Origin of the sequence: Mesorhizobium sp. M1338 (assembly GCF_040318045.1) — a bacterium.
Lineage (GTDB): Bacteria > Pseudomonadota > Alphaproteobacteria > Rhizobiales > Rhizobiaceae > Mesorhizobium.
The window spans coordinates 1-19,055 of sequence record NZ_JAMYLL010000039.1; the positions used below are offsets into that span (position 1 = coordinate 1).

At 60.8% G+C, this 19,055-nt stretch carries 20 protein-coding genes and 3 pseudogenes; 13 read left to right on the forward strand and 10 right to left on the reverse strand.

Translation table 11 applies throughout. The annotated features are described in order from the left end of the window. The first annotated feature begins 411 nt into the window (after positions 1 to 411). From NKH19_RS25240 to NKH19_RS25250, 3 genes are read left to right on the forward strand one after another with little or no spacing between them, the layout of a single operon-like run. Positions 412 to 1,767, forward strand: coding sequence for a selenium-binding family protein (locus NKH19_RS25240; RefSeq protein ID WP_352872204.1), 1,356 nt, complete (start codon positions 412 to 414; stop codon positions 1,765 to 1,767). Then, positions 1,764 to 2,135: a 2Fe-2S iron-sulfur cluster-binding protein gene (locus NKH19_RS25245; protein WP_352872206.1), complete on the forward strand. Its 372-nt coding sequence runs from the start codon at positions 1,764 to 1,766 to the stop codon at positions 2,133 to 2,135. The genes NKH19_RS25240 and NKH19_RS25245 overlap by 4 nt, the downstream gene beginning before the upstream one ends. 5 nt (positions 2,136 to 2,140) lie before the next feature. Then, positions 2,141 to 2,590 carry a CoA-binding protein gene (locus NKH19_RS25250; protein ID WP_352872302.1) on the forward strand — a complete coding sequence of 150 codons (450 nt, stop codon included), beginning with the start codon at positions 2,141 to 2,143 and terminating at the stop codon, positions 2,588 to 2,590. Positions 2,591 to 2,631: 41 nt separating this feature from the next. On the opposite strand, the gene NKH19_RS25255 is transcribed toward NKH19_RS25250, so the two are convergent. The 3 genes and pseudogenes from NKH19_RS25255 to NKH19_RS25265 all read right to left on the reverse strand — a co-directional run. Then, complete coding sequence (locus NKH19_RS25255; RefSeq protein ID WP_352872208.1) at positions 2,632 to 3,858, reverse strand: NAD(P)-binding domain-containing protein; 1,227 nt, start codon at positions 3,856 to 3,858, stop codon at positions 2,632 to 2,634. A gap of 59 nt (positions 3,859 to 3,917) precedes the next feature. After that, positions 3,918 to 4,475 (reverse strand): OsmC family protein, encoded by a 558-nt coding sequence (locus tag NKH19_RS25260; protein WP_352872209.1) that lies wholly within the window; start codon positions 4,473 to 4,475, stop codon positions 3,918 to 3,920. A gap of 298 nt (positions 4,476 to 4,773) precedes the next feature. Beyond that, positions 4,774 to 5,049: pseudogene (locus tag NKH19_RS25265) on the reverse strand (tyrosine-type recombinase/integrase); the annotation flags it as partial. A 250-nt stretch (positions 5,050 to 5,299) separates the two neighbouring features. Here NKH19_RS25265 and NKH19_RS25270 point away from each other — a divergent pair. Beyond that, the gene (locus NKH19_RS25270) at positions 5,300 to 7,219 is read left to right on the forward strand and encodes an adenylate/guanylate cyclase domain-containing protein (RefSeq protein ID WP_502911022.1); all 1,920 of its coding nucleotides are present in this window, start codon (positions 5,300 to 5,302) and stop codon (positions 7,217 to 7,219) included. Positions 7,220 to 7,259: 40 nt separating this feature from the next. Here NKH19_RS25270 and NKH19_RS25275 read toward each other — a convergent pair whose 3' ends face one another. Further along, positions 7,260 to 7,520: a hypothetical protein gene (locus NKH19_RS25275; protein ID WP_352872211.1), complete on the reverse strand. Its 261-nt coding sequence runs from the start codon at positions 7,518 to 7,520 to the stop codon at positions 7,260 to 7,262. Between the two features lie 909 nt (positions 7,521 to 8,429). Between NKH19_RS25275 and NKH19_RS25280 the strand changes: the two genes are divergently transcribed. The 8 genes from NKH19_RS25280 to NKH19_RS25315 all read left to right on the forward strand — a co-directional run bounded on the left by NKH19_RS25280 (position 8,430) and on the right by NKH19_RS25315 (position 13,489). Beyond that, a complete protein-coding gene (locus tag NKH19_RS25280) occupies positions 8,430 to 8,969 on the forward strand; it encodes a sigma-70 family RNA polymerase sigma factor (protein ID WP_502911027.1) in 540 nt (179 codons plus the stop codon). Further along, a complete protein-coding gene (locus NKH19_RS25285; RefSeq protein WP_352872215.1) occupies positions 8,966 to 9,808 on the forward strand; it encodes an anti-sigma factor family protein in 843 nt (280 codons plus the stop codon). Before NKH19_RS25280 ends, NKH19_RS25285 begins: the two co-directional genes overlap by 4 nt. 403 nt (positions 9,809 to 10,211) lie before the next feature. Then, positions 10,212 to 10,457 (forward strand): DUF680 domain-containing protein, encoded by a 246-nt coding sequence (locus NKH19_RS25290; protein ID WP_352872217.1) that lies wholly within the window; start codon positions 10,212 to 10,214, stop codon positions 10,455 to 10,457. A gap of 50 nt (positions 10,458 to 10,507) precedes the next feature. Continuing rightward, entirely contained in the window at positions 10,508 to 10,729 is a 222-nt protein-coding gene (locus NKH19_RS25295; RefSeq protein ID WP_352872219.1) for a DUF680 domain-containing protein, read from the forward strand. A gap of 160 nt (positions 10,730 to 10,889) precedes the next feature. Then, positions 10,890 to 11,861 carry an MBL fold metallo-hydrolase gene (locus NKH19_RS25300; protein WP_352872220.1) on the forward strand — a complete coding sequence of 324 codons (972 nt, stop codon included), beginning with the start codon at positions 10,890 to 10,892 and terminating at the stop codon, positions 11,859 to 11,861. A gap of 25 nt (positions 11,862 to 11,886) precedes the next feature. Continuing rightward, a complete protein-coding gene (locus NKH19_RS25305) occupies positions 11,887 to 12,366 on the forward strand; it encodes a tetratricopeptide repeat protein (protein ID WP_352872222.1) in 480 nt (159 codons plus the stop codon). A gap of 55 nt (positions 12,367 to 12,421) precedes the next feature. Beyond that, the gene (locus NKH19_RS25310) at positions 12,422 to 12,925 is read left to right on the forward strand and encodes a DoxX family protein (RefSeq protein ID WP_352872224.1); all 504 of its coding nucleotides are present in this window, start codon (positions 12,422 to 12,424) and stop codon (positions 12,923 to 12,925) included. Positions 12,926 to 13,216: 291 nt separating this feature from the next. Beyond that, a complete protein-coding gene (locus NKH19_RS25315) occupies positions 13,217 to 13,489 on the forward strand; it encodes a helix-turn-helix domain-containing protein (protein ID WP_352872226.1) in 273 nt (90 codons plus the stop codon). Positions 13,490 to 14,139: 650 nt separating this feature from the next. Here NKH19_RS25315 and NKH19_RS25320 read toward each other — a convergent pair. Together NKH19_RS25320 and NKH19_RS25325 are read right to left on the reverse strand one after the other, a co-directional pair. Next, positions 14,140 to 14,274 (reverse strand): hypothetical protein, encoded by a 135-nt coding sequence (locus tag NKH19_RS25320; protein WP_352872227.1) that lies wholly within the window; start codon positions 14,272 to 14,274, stop codon positions 14,140 to 14,142. Positions 14,275 to 14,404: 130 nt separating this feature from the next. Next, on the reverse strand, positions 14,405 to 15,124 hold the full coding sequence (locus tag NKH19_RS25325) for a Crp/Fnr family transcriptional regulator (RefSeq protein ID WP_352872229.1): 720 nt from the start codon (positions 15,122 to 15,124) through the stop codon (positions 14,405 to 14,407). A gap of 528 nt (positions 15,125 to 15,652) precedes the next feature. On the opposite strand from NKH19_RS25325, the gene NKH19_RS25330 reads away from it, so the two are divergent. Next, positions 15,653 to 15,907: a hypothetical protein gene (locus NKH19_RS25330; RefSeq protein WP_352872231.1), complete on the forward strand. Its 255-nt coding sequence runs from the start codon at positions 15,653 to 15,655 to the stop codon at positions 15,905 to 15,907. 566 nt (positions 15,908 to 16,473) lie between these two features. Here NKH19_RS25330 and NKH19_RS33605 read toward each other — a convergent pair. The 4 genes and pseudogenes from NKH19_RS33605 to NKH19_RS25355 form a co-directional block, all read right to left on the reverse strand. Next, positions 16,474 to 16,673, reverse strand: a pseudogene (locus NKH19_RS33605) (IS110 family transposase); the annotation flags it as partial. A 76-nt stretch (positions 16,674 to 16,749) separates the two neighbouring features. Next, positions 16,750 to 17,145 (reverse strand): alpha/beta fold hydrolase, encoded by a 396-nt coding sequence (locus tag NKH19_RS25345; RefSeq protein WP_352872232.1) that lies wholly within the window; start codon positions 17,143 to 17,145, stop codon positions 16,750 to 16,752. Positions 17,146 to 17,340: 195 nt separating this feature from the next. Continuing rightward, positions 17,341 to 17,943: pseudogene (locus NKH19_RS25350) on the reverse strand (FAD-dependent oxidoreductase); the annotation flags it as partial. A 672-nt stretch (positions 17,944 to 18,615) separates the two neighbouring features. Next, positions 18,616 to 18,972: a hypothetical protein gene (locus tag NKH19_RS25355; RefSeq protein ID WP_352872234.1), complete on the reverse strand. Its 357-nt coding sequence runs from the start codon at positions 18,970 to 18,972 to the stop codon at positions 18,616 to 18,618. Between the last annotated feature and the right edge of the window lie 83 nt (positions 18,973 to 19,055).

The window sequence follows — 19,055 nt, forward strand, 5'->3', positions numbered from 1 at the left end:
GAAATCCCCATAGCCATCGACTGTGGCCCGCGGGTTCCTTCCTCGGGGACTTTCGTACGCCTGCCGGCGCCCGAAACTCTTCACGCAAGGGGAATGGCGGCTTCGAGGCTCGGAAGGCCAGAAGCGGACCGTTAAGCGCCGTGCGTTTATCGACGTGACCTGACCAGTTGCTGACCTGGTTATGGTTCGCTGCCATACGCTCCGATGATGATTGGGCCGCTGCAAGGGTTCTCAATAACCCTCGGGCGGTTAATACGTGGCGTCCCACGGGGGCTCTGTCGCCAAGCCGAACGTCACGGTGCGCGCTTCACCAGCCACCCCGGCCGTAGCGCCAATGCCAAGCATATACTAACATTCCAGCTCGACCCCGTTGGGGCCGACCGGTGATCTGTTCAAATTGGGGAAGTACCCATGACCAATCATTGCTGCGGACCGGGCTATGCTTCTCCAGCCGAGGCGATGAGGGCACCTCGCGAAAAGCTGCTCTATTCGATTGCCATCTACACGGGCACGGGCATTCAGAAGCCAGACTATTTGTGTACCATTGATGTCGACCCAGAGAGTTCGACCTACAGCCAGGTGATTTCACGTTTGCAAATGCCAGGTATTGGCGATGAACTTCATCACATGGGCTGGAATGCCTGTTCGTCGTGCCATGGCGATGCGAGCATGGAGCGCAAATATCTGATTGTGCCCGGTGTGCGCTCGTCCAACCTGCATATTGTCGATAGCGGTACCGATCCCCGCAATCCGACATTGTTCAAGGTCATAGACGGCGCTGAAATCAAAACCAGGACCAATCTGTCGGCGCCGCACACAGTACATTGCTTCGGCTCGGACATCATCATTTCCATGCTTGGCGACGCTCAAGGCAATGCCCCCGGCGGCTATTTGCAGCTCAGCAAGGAGTTCGAGATTGTCGGACGCTGGGAAAACTCCATGGGCGGTATCAAGTTTGGTTATGATTTCTGGTACCAGCCGCGACACAACGTAATGGTCAGCTCGGAGTGGGCCGCGCCCAATACCTTCATGCCTGGTTTTGACTTGGAAGAGGTTGGCCATCTGAAATATGGCCGAGAGATCCATTTCTGGGATTTTGAAAAGAAGGAGCCAAAGCAAACATTCTATCTCGGTGAAGATGGCTTGCTCCCGCTGGAAGTGCGGTTCCATCATAATCCCGACAGCAGTCACGGCTTTGTTGGCGCAGCGCTTTCTGCAAACATCATCCATTGGTGGAAGGATGCGGCGGGTGATTGGCAATGGGAAAAAATCGTCGATGTTGGCAATGAGCCGCATCCCGAATGGCCGATCCCAATACCCGGCGTGATCTCGGTCATTCTGCTCAGTATGGACGATCGATACCTCTATCTCTGCAACTGGTTGCATGGCGATATCCGCCAGTATGACGTGTCGGACCCTCATAACGCCAAGCTCACCGGACAAGTGTGGATGGGCGGACTTCTCGGCCGTGCGCCTGAGGTCAATGGCGTGAAAGTGACCGGCGGACCTCAGATGATACAGCTCAGCCTCGACGGCAGGCGACTTTATGTGACGACCTCGCTCTTCTCGACCTGGGACAACCAGTTCTATCCGGAAATCCGCACCAATGGCGGATGCATGCTGATGGTCAATTGCGATACGGAAAACGGCGGCATGGAAATTGATCCGCTGTTCGTCGTCGATTTTGGCAAGGAACCAAATGGACCAAGCCGCTGCCACGAAACCCGTTATCCCGGCGGCGATTGCACGAGTGACATCTGGGTATGACCAGCTTTACCATCACTCTCGCCAATCAAGGCGGTGCGGCCTTTGACGTCGATCACCGTGAGCCCCTCTTGCAAAGCTTGCGCGAGCAGGGCGTGGATCTGCCCTACGGGTGCAAGTATGGCGGCTGCATAAGCTGTGCGGCCAAAATAATCAGCGGCAAGGTCGATCAAAAAGCGCAGCGGGCGTTGAACAACCGCCAGATCAACAATGGCTACATAATCCTGTGCGTCGCCCGCCCGATGAGCGACTGCACGCTGGAGGTCGGCGTTGAAAGCCATGACAAGCTCTATCGCAACCCCTTCCTCGACCCCCTGGCTCCGCATGAATTGAAAGCCGATATTGCGACCCCGTTGGAAGCAAAGAAATGACCCTTATGAACCATGATGAGCCCTATCCTGAGGCCTATCTGCAAGGCATTCTGAAATCGGTCAAAACCATCGCGATGGTGGGGGCCAGCCCCGACAAGACCAAGTTTTCCTATGGTGTACTCAGAGTGCTCCACGAAATCGGCTATGACATGATCCCCGTCAACCCCAGTCCCGGTCTGGATGAAATTCGCGGGCTCAAGGTGTACGTGTCACTGGCGGCCATCGACCGGCCTGTGGATATGGTCGAGGTTTTTCGCCGCGCCGAAGATCTGTTGGAAGTTGCACAGGAAGCCATCGCAATTCATGCCAAGGTTCTGTGGGGTCAGATTGGGGTGCGCGACGACGCTGCCGCCCGGTTGGCGGAGGAAGCGGGCTTGAAAGTGGTGATGAACCGCTGTCCCAAGATTGAGTTGTTCCGCCCCTTCTGGAAGCCGAAGCTGCACCTTGGAATATGATTGCTCGGTCACAGAACCGAAGTATCGCTCAACTGAACCAGTCACATTGAATCTTGCCTGAGGTACGATGCCAGATGGTCACTGAGATCACGCGCGTCGTCGCCGGCGCCGTCGATCAACGAAGACTTGCGGCGGCGCAGAAACTGCATCCCCATCAGGTACATGCCCGGATGTTCAGCAACCCCGCCATCGTGACGGACGTAGCCCTTGCGGTCGAGGACCGGCAGCTCCAGCCAGGAGTAGTCCGGCCGGTAGCCGGTCGCCCAGATGATCGTCCTGATCGCGCCTCCGGCGAGGTCGAGGCCGAGCGCCGGGTGGTCCTCGACACGGGTCGGCGGCAGGCGATCCGGCGGCTCGACCGTAGCGTCCAGGCCGTTGGCGCGCGCCCATTCGTCGATGAGGTCGAGCAGCCGGGCCATCTTGAGATCGGAAAGCGCGCACATGTTGCGCAATGACCCCGCAAATTGGGCCTTGCCGTCTTCGGTGATGCCGGCGAGACGGCCGATGAGCCTGACGCCGAGGTCGACCAGCGCATTGAGGTCGAGAGTCGTGCGGTCGGGTGTGCCGGCAAGCTGCAGCGAAGGAACCCGTCGCGCCCGCCGGATGTCGTCCACCTCGTCGTAGCGCTCGTCGAGCACGCCGGCGGCGTCCATCCACCATTCCAGGTCCTTGCCGCGATAGACGCGAGGCGCCCGGATGTGCTCGCCCACCGAGAGGGTCACTTGGCGCCCTGCACGCTGCAATTCTTGTGCGATCTGGGTGCCGCTGGCCGAGGCGCCCGCCACCAGCACGCCACCGTCGGCGACCTGACCCGGATTGCGGTAGGACTGCGCCGTCAGCATGGCGACCGACGGCGGCACGCGAACAGCGAAATCGGGCAGGCGCACGACGTTGCACGCGCCCGACGCCAGCACCACGGTCCGGCACCGCCACTCGCCGCGGTGCGTGCGCACGAGATATTCCGCCCCGTCGCTGCGAACCGAGGTAACGGTCGTGTAGGTCCTGACCGGGGCCGAGATCGCCTTGGCATAGTGGCCGAGGAAGTCGATCACCTCAGGCATCGTCCGGTAGCCGTCGGGGTCGTCGCCATCATAGCAGAAGCCCGGCAGCCGGCTCTGCCAGTTCGGGGTGAGCAGCCGCAGCGAATCCCATCGCTCGGTGCGCCAGCTATGGGCGATCTCGCCGCGCTCCAGCAGCACATGGTCGATAGAGCGCTCCGCGAGGCAGCGGCTCATTGCGAGCCCCGCGTGCCCTGCGCCGACGATCACGGTTGTGACGGAACTAATCGCGCCCTCACATCAGGAAAGTCTACGGCTTGAAACTCGTTTCAATTCACCACGACCGTGACGTTCGTCGGATTGGTGACAATGTCGAAGACCGCCGATCGCTTCTGCGACTGAGCGACGATAGCCTCGATGTCCTCGCGCTTGGCGTCGGCGTCGATGTTGTACTTCACCGTGATGCCGCTGAAGCCGTTGCGGACGTCGCTGTCGATGCCGAGTATGCCCGCGATATCCATGTCGCCTTCGATGGTCGCCTTCACCGACTTCAACTGGATGTTCCGGTGCTGGGCAACCGCGGCGATGCCTGCGGTCAGGCAACTTGCCAGCCCGACCAGCACGTATTCGACAGGCGTGGCGCCCTGATCCAAGGAAGCGAAGACTTCGGGATGGTCGGCATCGAATGTGAAGGTGGTCTTACGATGCTGGTCCTGGCCGAGACCGTAGAAACTTTCGACCGTCGAGTGGCTGTGGGTCCCATCCTTCCACTCGCAGGCCGCGCGCCACTTGAACTGCGCGGCCTCCGGGGCGTTGGTAAGCGCTTCGCGTGCGCCGAGCAGCGCCTCTACGTTAACGCCGTTGTTTGCCTGTACTTCGGAAGCCATAATTATTGTCCTCCCTACCTTGCACTGGCTCAAAAACCCGACCGATCTCACTGACCTCCCGATCAGATTTCACCATGGCGGGGCATGCTATGGGTCGCGAAGCGTTTCTTCAAGTTGTTTCCGCTGCGGAATGTTCGCCCTTGTACCGAGTTGCGCCTTTGCAGGCTCTGGCGCGACCACGACCTTCAGCGTGGTCAATTGCAGTGTCTGCTTCCGGGCGGAGGCAAAGTTCGCCTCTATGGCCGACATGCGGCGCAAAGCATTCGCGGCTCCAATCGGGAAGTGGAGCCGCTCTTGGTCAGACCTCCGTCGCCTCGGCAAGTTCAAGGGAATCCTCGACGTCAACACCGAGATAACGGACCGTGTTCTCGATCTTGGTGTGGCCAAGCAGGATCTGGATAGCTCTAAGATTTCCCGTCGCCTTGTAGATGATCGAGGCCTTGGTTCGCCGAAGCGAGTGTGTGCCGTATTCTGCACGGCGCAGTCCAATCGCCGATACCCACCCATCAACGAGGCGGGCATACTGCCGCGTGCTCATAGGGCCTGAACGATTGATCCTGCTCGGGAAGGCAAAGTAATTCGCGATCGAGGACAAAGCGGATGGCCCAAATCTGACGCGACTTCAGTGCTCGTTTAGCCCGACCTGCGGCCTTCGGGATGATCAGGCCTCTTTGCCGAGCAATAGATTTCAAACTGACCCACTACCCGTAGCCCATTCGCCGGGGCGAATGGGCCCCATTCGCCTTGCGGTTTGAATCGAGACCTGCAAAGATCGAAGCGAGCCAGATGCGAGCGCACACCTTTGGCTGTGGGAGCACGCCAGCGTGGTGACCACTCGAGCGGAGCGGCGGCTGGCGGCCATTATGGCCGCCGACATCGTCGGCTACTCGCGGCTCATGGAGGCCGACGAGGCGGCGACGCTCGGAGCGATCAAGGCGCTCCGGGTGGAGGTGATCGATCCACTACTCAACGAGCATAAGGGACGCGTCGTCAAGCTCATGGGCGATGGCGCCCTGGTTGAGTTCCACTCCGTCGTCGATGCCGTTGCTTGCGCCGTGGCCATTCAGACCAGGGTCGCCGCGCATCAGAGCGAGGCTTTTGCCGAGCGCCGCATAGTATTTCGTATCGGCATCAACCTCGGCGACGTGGTGGTCGAAGGCGATGATCTCTTCGGCGACGGCGTGAACGTGGCGGCGCGCCTTGAGCAGCTTTGCCCGCCGGGCGGCGTTCTCATCTCGGGCACTGCCTACGATCACATGAAGGGCAAGCTCAGCCTGCCAATCGACTTCGCCGGCGCTCAAAAGGTCAAGAATATCGCCGAGCCGGTTCGCACCTACAGTGTCAGAATGCAAGGGGCAAAGCGTGGGTGGAGCCCGCGCACTCGCCGCATCCGGCGCTTTCTGCCGACGGCGGCTGCATCCCTTGTTTTGCTTGCGCTTGTGGCTGCTGGAGCTTGGTCGTGGCTGAGGCCGGTTGATACTGCCACCGCCAAGCCTTCGATAGCGGTGCTGCCTTTCAGCAACTATGGCGGCGACGAGGCCACCGGGCGCCTTGCCGACGGCATTACCGAAGACATCATCACCGACCTTGCACGTTTCCCCGAATTCGAAGTCGTCGCTCGCAATTCGACGGATGCCTACAAGGGTAAGCCGGTGGACGTCCGCCAGATCGCCGCAGCGCTACACGTCGGATATGTGCTCGAAGGCTCCATCCAGCGCCAGGGTACCCGTGTGCGGATCAATGCGCAGCTGATCGAGGCGGCGTCCGGCAACCATCTATGGTCGGATCGCTGGGACCGGCCGGATCAAGACGTGTTCGCTGTCCAAACCGAGATCGCCGAGCAGGTCACCAACAGGCTCGGCGGCGGCGCCGGCCTGATCCAGGAGACCGGACGGACGGCGGCGAAACGCAAGCGGCCAGAAAACCTGAACGCGTATGAGTATTATCTACTCGGCACCGAAAAGCTCGAGCAGATGACCAAAGCCGATATCGAGGAGGCCATTCGTTTGCTCACCCGCGCCGTCGAGCTGGACCCCGGCCTCGCCCGCGCCTGGGTCGAGCTTTATCATTCGCACAGTCTCTTAGCGAGCTTCGGCGTCAACCCTGAGAGCGAGCGGAAGGTGGCTGTCGAAGCGGCCGAGCGTGCCGTCAGGCTTGATCCGAGCGACGCCGAGGCGCATGCCGTGCTCGGCATGAGTTTTGGCGAAAGGGGCGACTTGGCGCGCGCCAAGATCGAGTTGGACACCGCCTTGCGCATGGCTCCGGGTTCAGCTGAAATCCTGACCTTCTATGTCGGCTGGGCGTCCACCTTCGGGGAACCCGAACGCGGCGTGGAACTGGTCGACCAGGTGATCCGACTCGATCCGAACTACCCATTGTGGGCCACAGGCGTCTTCTCCTATGCCTACTTCATGGTCGGCCGCTATGAGGATGCGCTGAAGATGCAGGCGCGCATGACGCTGGAAACCTACAACCTACCCAAGTGGTCGATGCGGTGCGGTTCGTTCGCCGATCTTGGTCGAACGGAAGACGCGAAAGCCTGTGTCGCAGAGGCGCTCAAACGCTTCCCCGACCTCACCATCGAAGCCATGGCCAACGAGCCGGGCCTCAGCGACGCCGAGCATCAGCGCTTCATCGAGACCATGCGCAAGGCCGGCTTCCCGACCTGTGCGAGCCCCGAGGCGCTGGCGAAGTTCGCCAAGCCTCAGCGATTGCCAGAATGCGAGAAAGGGACCGCAAACTAAGCTGCATCGCAGGAGTCGACATGCCGCAGCACAAGGTCTGTCACATGGTTGCGGATGAGCTTCTCGGCCAGGCCAGTGCACTCGTCGAGGCCTCGCTGCATACGGGCTGCCTGCCTCCGCCCAGCAGACTGTCGGCGCGAGCATAGTCGGGATCGAGACGTGTGGCGCGGCGCAGCAACGTCTCGGCCGAGGCGACGTCTGCTGCAATGTCTGCTTTGGAACCTAGGAACCATTCGTCGGAATGGCCGGGATGAGGCGCATTGCCGTCCGACAGCTTTGGGCCGAAATCGAAAATCCGCATAGCCATCGCCTGTGGCCTGCGGGTCCCTTCCTCGGGGTCTTTCGTACGCCTGCCGGCGCCCGAAACTCATCGGGAAAGCGGTCTGTCGGCATTTGGACCGGACATCAGCAGTCACGTCATCGGTGCCTGAAGCCGCTGACGGCATGAGCCTGGCCCGTATCCGTCGAGGGAGTGCTAGGGTCCAACAGACTCTTGACGGCATGGGCATCGTCGGCTCACCGTATGGGCGGCGACGAACTCTCCTCGCGTTGTAGAGGTCGCGTCTATCGGCTGGCTGCCGCCAATGGCCGAGATGAGCAGAGACTTGGCTTTCGGCTCAACAGCCAGAACGATCAAGTGGCGGCGCCCGTGCTAGCGCTCCAAGATATCCCAATTTTGGCAGTCTGGGCCGGACTGCCGGGCAGAGTGCCTTCAAGGCTGGATTCGCTCCGGCCAATCACATTGCCGTGAAAAAATTTGCGGGAATAAACCGGCGCCTGCCCTGGTCTTTCATGCATACGCTGCTGATTGACCTTGAAGGAACACTACACTGCAAACCCCTACATTGACGAGCACGACGGCAGCGGCCAAACCATTCCCGAGATGCCTGGAGCGCAATGGGGTTTCGCTCCGTGGCCGGCTCGCTCCGCGCCTGTCCTTTGTAAGATCTTGCGCCGGGCGGATCGAGAAAGCCTTGGCGCCGCAGTCAAGGTCCTAACCATGAATGCGGCAAAGTTCGTGCTCCAGAGCGGATTCGGGTGGATGCATCATTGTGGTCCAGTGTGATAGACATCGATGAGACATATGCCTTCCCATTCACCGCAGCTGGCGACCCGGCATATTCCTGCCGGGTTCGCTCGCAAGGCAGAACCCTCCTTGCCCCGTGAGCACGCGAGCTCAAGGCAAGGCGCATATGACGGTGTACCGATGCTGAGCAGCAATGCGCAGGCCGACCGCTTCCGCGAAGTGGTAATGCCTCATCTCGCTGACGCGCTTTCGCTGGCCCGCTGGCTGACCGGGAATGCCACCGACGCGGAGGATGTCGTGCAGGACGCCTGCATGAAGGCACATGCCAACATCGCCGGCTATGCCGGCGGCAATGCGCGAGCCTGGCTGCTCACCATCGTCCGCAACGCGTGCTACACATGGCTGGCGCGCAACCGCCCGCGCAGCATTGTCTCGGTGGGCGATCTCAGCGATCTCGACGAGGTGAGCGCCGCTCACGCAGCCGATCTACCTGACAGCGAAAGCCCGGAAGCGAGCCTGATCGCCAAAGCAGACACGGCGGCCCTGGAGGCGGCGATCGCCGCCTTGCCGCAGCCGTTTCGCGAGACGCTCGTGCTGCGCGACATTAATGGCCTCGCCTACCGCGATATCGCGGCCATGCTGGGCGTGCCGATCGGCACGGTGATGTCACGGGTGGCGCGGGCGCGCGGTCTGCTGATCTCTGACCTTGGGAGGGCGCAATGAACGCGCACAATGACGGATTGCCCGAGGAAGCCGAAGGCATGAATCTGATGCTGCACGCACTGGTCGATGGCGAGCTCGATGCCGCCGCGGCAATGGCCGTCGAGCGGCGCATAGCCGCCGATCCCCAGCTGGCGGCCGAACATGCCCGCATCATGGCCTTGCAAAGGGCTGTGACCAGACTTCCAAAGCCGCAAGTCAGCGAAGCGTTCAGCGCGCGCATCGCAGCCATGGCCGCAGCCGGCAACCTCGAGGAGCTGCGCCCCAGAGCGCCGGCGGCGCAAGCGAAGCCCACTCGGACGAGATGGTCGGCGCGCAACTTCGCATCATTCGATTGGCGCGCGATGGCGGCGTCGATCATGATCAGTGCGGTGCTGGCCAGCGGCGCGACGCAATGGGTGATGCAGCCTGGCGTAGTCGACAGCTTTGCCGCAGGGGTGGCCAGCGGCCACCAGCGCAGCCTGCTGGCGACGAGCCCGGTGGATGTCGTCTCGTCGGACCGGCACACGGTAAAGCCCTGGCTGGATGCAAGGCTCGGCCTTTCGCCACCCGCGCCAGATATGGCGAAGGACGGATTTGCACTCATCGGTGGCAGGGTCGAGGTCATCGGCGGTCGAGCGGTGCCGGCGCTGGTGTATCGCCACCGCGAACATCTGATCACCCTTGTCGCCGAGCCTCAAAACGCCGGGACGGTTACCGACCCCGTCGATCTCTCGGAGGGCGGCTTCTCACTGGTGCAATGGAGCGACGGCGCCTTCTCCTATTGGGCGATTTCCGACATGGAGCGGCCGGAGCTCGACGATTTCGTGGCACGCTTCCGCGCCACCGTCGTGACCGGCTGATATCCGTCGTTCCGGACATCGGCAGCGACATCAAATGCGACGCCACCGCTAGCTGCAGACCTGCGTGCGCATGGGCTGACAGGCCGTGACGGCCGCATCGTGCCGACTTCGGACGCGACGCGCGTGCTCGCTTTGACTTATCGACTTGACCACGGGCAAGTCCACACGCGGGCTCCCGAGCGCGTCCGTAATTCCCGCCACTCCTTCCTTCGTTGGAGCTGCCCATCTCTCTGCTCGTGCAGCGTCGGCTGGCCCAGTTCCAGCCGGCCGCCAACCCCTGATTTCGGGACTTCCAAAAGAATTTCGCGACACCCGGGAATAAAGCGAAGCCCTCCCGGGTCTTGTTATCAGCGGGGCCAATTTCCTGGCACGCAACCAAGAAAAGAAACAAGGACTTATCAAAATGACCAAGATCGCTCTCAGCGTGGCTGCAATGCTGCTTGCCTCGAGCGCTGCCTTTGCCGGCAGCGACCATGGCGCCAACAATTCCAACCAGCCGGTCGCTACCGTCGACACCAATGCCACTGCTTCCATTCCCTACACCCCGCGCCAGGACGGCGTCGACACCAAGGTGACGACAGGGCCGAGCAAGGGGTCGGTGCAGGACATCATCATCCGGCACAACAACGACGGCATCTGGGGCGGCTGAACGCGCTCCCAATGCTCGACCCTTCACCCTCACAAACAGGAACCATCGACATGAAAACCCTTGCTCTCACCGCCGCCGCCATCCTCGTCGCCACGACCAGCGCCTTTGCCGGTAGCGACCATTTTGGCGCGCGCACCGCCAACCAGACGACTGCCACCATCGACAACACCTACACCGCCTCGATCCGCAAGACGGACATGGCCCGGCACGGCGTCCAGGCGGCGATGCAATCTGATGCGGGGGAACCCGGCCAGGGCATCTGGGGCCACTGAGTTCACGGGGTCGGCACCGGACCCCGACGGTGCTCGCCTCAACCGCATCAGGACGGAGGGCCAGGGGCTTGGCCCTCCGTCATCTCTTCCCTGACTTTGGCCTGCCGGGATTTTTGGCCTTTCGCGACTTTTAGCCACCACTCAACTGAGGAGAACACCCATGTTCAGCATGACACGTCGCACATTGCTTGGATCCGCCGCCGCCGCCGCTGCCTTCGGCCTTGCCGGCAGGCTGGAATTCACCCGGCCTGCCTTTGCCGACACGCCGGTCGAACCCAGCGTCGGCTTCTACAAATACAAGGTCGGCGATATCGAGGTCACCGCCATCTATGACGGCATCTGGCGCAAGCCCCACGACCCGGCCTTCATCAAGCATGTCTCCGTCGACGACACCAAGGCGGCGCTCGCCAAAGCGGGGCTGACCACCGATTTCATGCCCATTCCGCTCACCGTCGTCGTGCTCAAAATGAACGGCAAGCTAATCATGATGGATGCCGGCTCGGGCGTCGGCCAGTGGCAGACCAATGCCACGCATCTGCCGGCCAACATGGCCGCTGCCGGCATCGATTACAAGGCGATCGACACCATCATGATCTCGCATTTCCACCCCGACCATGTCTGGGGCCTGATGGAGAAGGGCACCAACGCGCCGGTGTTCCCCAATGCCGAGCTGATCGTCAACGCCACCGAATACAACTGGTGGACCGACCCCGGCCGGCTGGCCAAGCTGCCCGAGGGCCGCAAGCCGGCAGGCAAGCGCATCGCCGAAAACTTCCCGAAATGGAAAAACTGGAAGCTGGTGGCGGACGGCGCCGAGGTGGCGCCCGGCATCCAGATCATCGCCGCCCCCGGCCACACGCCCGGCCACTCGGTGTATCTGGCGAACTCCGGCAACGAGCAGCTCATGATCTCGGCCGACACGATGTATGTGCCGGCCCTTCTGGCGCCGCATCCGGAGTGGCAGGGCAGCTACGACCAGGACGGGCCGACGGCGATCGCCACGCGCCACAAGTTCATCGACCGGGTGATTGCCGACAACATCCGCATTTCCGGTTCGCACTTCCCGTTCCCCGGCACCGGCGTCTTCGTCAAGGACGGCAACGCATACGGCTTCACCCCCGTGCAGATTTGAGAAAATCAAGAGAGCGAGAACGACAATGAAACATTCACCTTTCGGCAAGCAGGCCCTGTTCGGCCTGCTTGGCGCCGTTGCCGTGCTGACCACGGTTCCGGCCGCCGTCACCGTGCCGGCCTATGCCGTCGACAACATCGAAGGCGACGACGCACCGGATCTCACGGCGGTCAAAGCCAAGATCGCCGCCAAGGACTATACCGGCGCGCTGGCCGAACTTCGCGACCTGGCGCAGGATACGCAGCAGGCCGACGTCTATAATCTGCTTGGCTTCACGCTGCGCAAGACCGGCGACTACACGACGGCGCTGACCTACTACAGCAAGGCGCTCGAACTGAAACCGGACCACAAGGCCGCGCGCGAATATCTGGGTGAGCTCTATGTCGAAACCGGCGACATGGCCAAGGCCAAAGAGCAGCTGGCTTCGCTGACGCAGCTCTGCCCGGCAGGCTGCGAGGAACGCGCCGACCTGCAAAAGGCCATCGACACCAAAGTGACCAAATGAAGCCAGGCAGGCGCCGCAGGGCGCCTGCCCCTTCCCTATTGCCTGGAGCCAACCCGTGACACCGACACAAATCGCCTCTAAATTCCACCTCCGCGACCTGATCCTGCTGACGGGTCGCCTGCTGCTCTCATTGCTCTTCGTGCATGAAGGCCTTTATCTGGCGATCCATTTCGACGGCGCCGCGAAAGCCATGGCGGCACTCGGCGTGAGCCTGCCGCTTCTCGTGGCCACCATAGGGCTGCAGCTGGGTGCAGGGCTTTCTGTCGGCCTCGGCTTGCTGACGCGCCTGGGCGCGGTTTCGCTCGGACTGTTCTGTCTGGCAACGGCAGCGCTGTTCCACACCAATTTTGCCAGTCAAAATGAACTGCTGCATTTCGAAAAGGATCTCGCCATAGCCGGCGGAATGTTCGTCCTGGCAGTCGCCGGCGCCGGGACGGTATCCCTCGATTGGGTCCTGAATGGATTCATGAAGCACCGGCAACAGGACAGAGAGACGGTTGCCGCGCTCATAGCGGCTGGTAGCCCTCTCCGGGTAACCGATATCAAGCTTCCATTTTAAATCGGGCAATACGCCGGATCTAATATCAACTCGCCCGATATCGGCGCCCCACAATCTACCTCAGGTGACCCCTGATGGCGCAAGCCGTTCGTGGCGACGTCCGCTTATCGGCGCGGATAGGACCGCCCCTAACGGCCGATTTTGGGCGCAAAGCGGTCATTGAACTCTATTGACAGCTTCGGGTCACGACGAGAAGTCCGCGGTGACGCCGCCGGCATTTCTCCTCAGGTCTTTATCGACGGGGTCGCGGGTGCAACAATCTGTTGCACAACTCTGCTATTTGTAACGCCCATGCCTGACCCGAACTTCCTCACCCCTGAAGAAGTCATCGCTCGCTATCGCGGACAGGTAAGCGACGGGACTCTTCGAAACTGGCGTTGCTTGCGGATCGGGCCATCCTTCCTCAAGATCGGCAAAGCAATCCTCTATCCGAGCGGTGAGTTGGATCGCTGGGAGAGATCGATCCTCGTCGCCTGCAAACCCACACGCGAACTGCCGCGGGAAGAGACGGCACCGCCAGAGTCGCAGAGAGGCGGTTCATTCGGCCCGAGAGGCGTTGGTTAGAGAAATATGCGTTCGGAATCCGTGGTTGATCGGGACGTCAGAGTGCTGAGCAAACGCGATCATGCCCAAGCGTAGAAGATCACAAGTGGTCCCTCGATACATGCCCCAGTTAACGGCACCACCTTTCCAGAAGAAAGTTACAAGTGATTGATAAATAACGTGAATATGTCCACAGTGGTCTGATCCACAATGATCCCGCTCGATACCCATCCGGAACTCTGGATCACGACGTGTCACGTTTCGATCTGAACTCCCTTTGAGACTAGGGACTTACCAATCTCCCATACCATCCCCCACTACCATGCGACGGGCGATAAAAATCAATTTTGCCGGTCGTCTTGGGCAGGCTGTTTGGCGGCAGAGATACCCGCCTTCCCTGCCCAATTGGCCGCCGTTAAAGGTGGACGTGAATGACCGTTCGCGCGCCAGGAACGAACCTTGATCAGCATTACAGTCAAAGGCCGTGCTAGAGCGAAAAGCTGACGTTTGCGTGGCGGGACGACAAGATGCCAGCATTGCGCGCCACCCGTGGCTGTTAAATAATCCGAAGCGACATTCCATCGCCGCGAAAACTAGCCGCCGCAGGGCGATCAGCATTTGCTTTCCAGTCCCCATTTCTCGTTTCTCAAAAGGTTGCACCACGAGCCCTTTCAGGGTGCATCTGTCGTTCCGCCCAGCATCGCCTTCAGCGCTTCCGGCGGTGGCGCATCGCCGACGATCCGGCCGTCCTCCTGTTCGGCTAGCGGCCGTGCCGCCGTAAGGCGGGCCGCAACGTCGGCAGGCACGCTATTTTCCAACACCACAAGCATCGCCTGACCGGCCGGCAGGGCGTTGAACCAGGAACCGGCGCCTCCGGCAGGTCAATTCACCTACTCGGCCCTAGAGTCTGGGTCTCGACGCTCCTTTGAATGGCTCTCATCGCGGTTCATGATTCATGCTGAGGTAGGTGGGATCGAATTCGGCGATGTCCACCAATCGATCCCAATCCAAAACAGTCACTATGTGGTTCGCCCAGCCTATGACACCGGCCCTCCGCAAGGCCCCGAGAACCCGGTTCATATGCACTACAGACAGCCCGAGCACGTCAGCGAGCTCGACTTGTGAAATTGGGAGGCGAAAACTCATGCCGTTGGTGCGCTTCACAACTTGAAGCCGAACGAAAAGTTCGCAAACAAGATGCGCAAGATGGGAAGTCTTTGACCGCCTTCCCATGGCGACAATCCACTCCCTATGGATGGCTCCGTCAACGAGAGTGTCCAGCCAAAGCAGGCGCGTCAGGTGGGGGGCTTCCTCCGTAATGACACGCAAGCGGCTGTGCTCGGCAACGACCACATGGCAAGGCGACAGCGCGATGATCCCATGGTCCATGGTCTTTAAGAGGAAGGCGTGGAGATCGACGAAATCGCCAGGCACCTGCAAGGAGGTGAACTGACGTCCGCCGTCGTCCAGCACTTTGTACCGAGCAGCCAAGCCATCTAGAATAAGCGTGCTATAAGTGGGCCTTGACCCCTCCGACACCAGATCCTGCCCGGTCGCGTACTCTTTTTCAAATGACATGGCGCCCTTCAAAAGCGCCTTCTCTGTGTCAGAGAGCGAGTCGTGCTGCCCGAGGTTGAGATAGAGGGATTCCAGCATCCCACCTCCTATTTACTCTCCACCCCGTCGCCGACTCCTCGCCCCCACTTTCGGCGGCGGCTGACATTAACCGTTACCACAATGCTCCTCGTATCTGCCAAACGCCAGCGTCCTGGAACAATCCGTGGTGCGAGACCAGGTCGGCAATTGGCTGGAGAGTTATGGCGCTACCAGACCTCAAGCTTGGCCACGCGCAATGTCTGCTTTCAGGAGGCACCAAACCTGACCTCAATGGCTGCGGCGCAAAGCGGTCATCATCGCCTGAGCCCTTCAACGGCAGCATCGGTCACGACGAGAAGTCTGCGGTGCGGCACCGGCATTCTCCGCAGGTCTCGATCCGATGGGCCGCAGGTGTGCAACAAGCTGTTGCACACCTCTGCTATCTATAGCGTCCGTGTCTGACCCGAACTACCTCACTCCTGAAGAAGTCATCGCTCGCTACCGCGGACAGCTGAGGATATGGCTAGCCTGATCGGTTGTGAGACAAGACTTTCAGTGCTTTGCTGTCCGCCTCATTGAGGAAGGACGATGAACCAAAATGCAAACGCGATTTTACGCGAATGGATAAGCGAACACATTGTTGCACTTGGGTCGCAGGGAGTAGACCCCGGGGACCGGGAACTGATCGCGAAGCGGCGGTCACAAGAACTCTTGGAGTTTGCGAAAGATCGCAGAATTCGTTCTGCGCTTGAAGAAACCGCCAAGCCTTACGGCGGGGTGCTACCCTATGTGCGCGCGCTCCAAAAGTCCGCCGAGTTCGAAGCTTCGCACCCAGGCCTCTAGCAGAAGCTCGACTTGCAACGACCTTTGTGTTCCTCCGGCGGTCGCCGATGCCGGTCTCCTCGCCTGCCGCCGGTGGCGCCAAAGCCTGCTATCTATAGCTCCAGTGTCTGACCCGAACTACCTCACTCCTGAAGAAGTCATCGCTCGCTACCGCGGACAGCTGAGCGAAAGGACGCTTCGCAACTGGCGCTGCATGCGCATCGGGCCGTCGTTCCTCAAGATCGGCAAAGCATCCTCTACCCGAGCAGCGAGCTCGATCGCTGGGACAAATCGATCCTTGTTGTCTGCAGGCCCACGTGCAAACTGCCGTTCGAAAAGGCCTCTCCACCAGAGGAGAGAAAGCCCGTTCAGCCGTCCCGAGTGGCACTAGCGAGAAAGATGAGCGTTCGGAATCCGTGGTTGATCGGGACGTCAGGGTACTGAGCAAATGCGATCATGCCCAAGCGTGGAAGATCACAAGTGGTCACTCAATACACGCCCCAGTTAACGACCCCAACTTTTCAAAAGAGTCGCACAACCATCTGGTACATATAACGATTTCAGTCTAAGTGTTTTGATCCACAATGTGCCGAATTGGGTTGATGGCGCCCAGAGCCACGCAACCTGGACAAGCGTCGACCGGAGCCTAGGATTGCCGGCGCGACAATCCCTCAGACCACAGGACGGCCGCGAACTCCGGACCTATTCCCTTGAGGCTGAGCAGCAGGGCCGGTGTGGGCACATCTGCCGCGACGAGCAAGGCGTCGCGGGCCTCTTCAACATCCTGACCATCCAGCCGCTTCCCGGCAGTTGAAAGAGCCCCATGTACCAGCTCGGGCGTAGCTGAGCGAGGCGCGGCCGGCTCAGGAACGTGAGTGGGTGGGGAAAGCGAGCGTGACCGCGCGTTCGATCCGCTCCGGCGCGGTGACGCAGGCATCGTATATGATCGCGCCGCCCCAGTCGTGGCCAACCAACTCCACGGCTCGCCCGGGAGACCAGCGGTCGATCAACGCGAGCACGTCGCTGGTGAGGGCTGCGAAGTCGAACGGCTCCGCGGTCGGGGACTGCGCGTAACCGCGAAGCCAGGGTGCGACGACGTGACGTCCGCGGCGGCCGAGCTCGGCAAGGAAGGGCATCGCGGTCGGCGGATGGTCCGGGAAGCCGTGCAAGACGAGCGTCGGTTGGCCATCGGGATCACCACCCTGCAGCGCGTGAAAGGTGCCGTGTGGCAGGTCGAACGTGACGTGTTCGAACTTCATGTGTGTCAGGCTTTTCCAAGAGCGGTCGGACGAGAGATGCTGATGCTGGCTTCGGTGTCTCTGGTTTTGGACATGTGCGTCTCCTCAGGCGCCGGGTGTACTGCGGGGTCAGCCGGCCAGTCGGTTTTCCGTGACACCGGCCCGCAACCTTCAGAATATGAAAGCGCGCGGCCACCGGAGAAGGAATCTATGCTCTCAAACCAGCATCGACTGCTGGGCGGAGATACCCGCCGTCGCGCCGTGCGATGATGCCAGGGTGACCGAGGCCATGAGGGGGTTGGCGAGGTCGCCGGCGGCGTAGATGCCGGGCATGCTGGTTTCGCGGCGCTCGTCGACCTTGAGGGCGATGCCGAGGGGCGTATCGACCGTGGCGAGACCCAGTGATTCATGCAGGCTTGCGGACGGCTTGTTGCGCGGATGCGCGAACAGGATGTCGATCGCGACATTGGGGCCGGTATCGAGCTTGACGGTGGCGTTATGGCCCCCGTGATGGGCGATCTCGGTGATCCGGCCATCGACGACAGGTATGTTGCGGCGCGCCAGATCGGCCCGGATATCGGGCGGAAGGTCGTGACCATCGGCGAAGAGCGTCAGCGTGTCGGTCCAATCGTGGAACAGCCTGACAGAATTGTGCGACTGCGGGCCGGACCAGACGAGGCCCCAGTGCTGGCCGGTGACTTCAAAGCCGTCGCAGTAGGGACAGGGCACGATGGATGTGCCCCAGCCTTCGGCAAAGCCCGGAATATCAGGCATCCGGTCGACGACGCCATAGCTCAGGATCAGGCGGCGCGCCGCCATTTGAAGGAAATACGTTCGACAATCAAGAGTTGTATATATCTAACGTGCAACTACCTTCAGGGGGGCAATGTCGCAATAGCATCCTCACGGATGCCCCACCCTGCCTCGATAGCTAGGGCAGAGCATTTTGAAAGCTGGCGCGGCGAAGATGCCCCCGGATGCACAGTTCTCGTCAACCGGCATTTTGTAGGTCATCTCCCCTACCTAAGGGTGCCCTTACTGCAATTCGCCTCCGCACTAACTTCGTCGCCAAGGAGGGCCACCTTCGTTTCGCGAACGCACTTTTCCGGTAACGAGAAGCTGCCTTGGTCCATGCATCACGGCTGTTAATATATCGTTTATTGCTAATATGAGGGCGCTCCACCGAAAGCACCCGAGGGCAAAATCGTTCGTTGTCAGCGCCGTGTCGCGTTGGCAAAAAGCCCGCCACCGTGAGGCAGCGGGCGCTAGTTCGGGAGGAAATGAAACCGCGGTACGCCTCGCTTAGCTGGATAATAAGCTCGCGCCGGTTGCATCTCTGGATATTCAAGCTGCGTGACTTTTCTGCCACAAGAAAGAAAGCCCGCCACCGTGAGGCAACGGGCTCGTCGCGCCCCTGCGATTGGAATTCTTATCGCCGTTTGGTTTGCCGGATCTTGGACTTTGTTTGGCATATCCAGCGCAGCCTGATGATCACTTATAGAACCAGCGATCCTGACTAGGCCCAGTAGTGTTGAGGGTGAGGCCCATCAGCAGACCTAATGCGGCGCCGAGAATGAAGGCGGTCGACACCGTACCCGGATTGTCTTGGACGGCACCGGAAACAGATTGAGCCCCAGTCCGGAGCGCCTTGGCTGTACGGCCAGCGCGATCGGCAGCGCTGTCATACCAGCCTGTGGCTTCCTCGATGGCCTCTTCGGCGCGCTCTGCCAGCGTCCGATTGATCTTGTTGATTTCCCGCTTCAGCTGAGCGACCTGCTTCTCCAAGGCTTCCTGAGCTTCGCGCTGCGTCGGTCTCGGTGTCGCGGCTTCGTTTTGGTCGGCGGCCATTTTCAACCTCCCTTGATTGTCATGCTCAACGGCTGGCCGCCGCGTAAGGTTCCTGTCAGCGAAAAAAGCCCGCCACCGTGAGG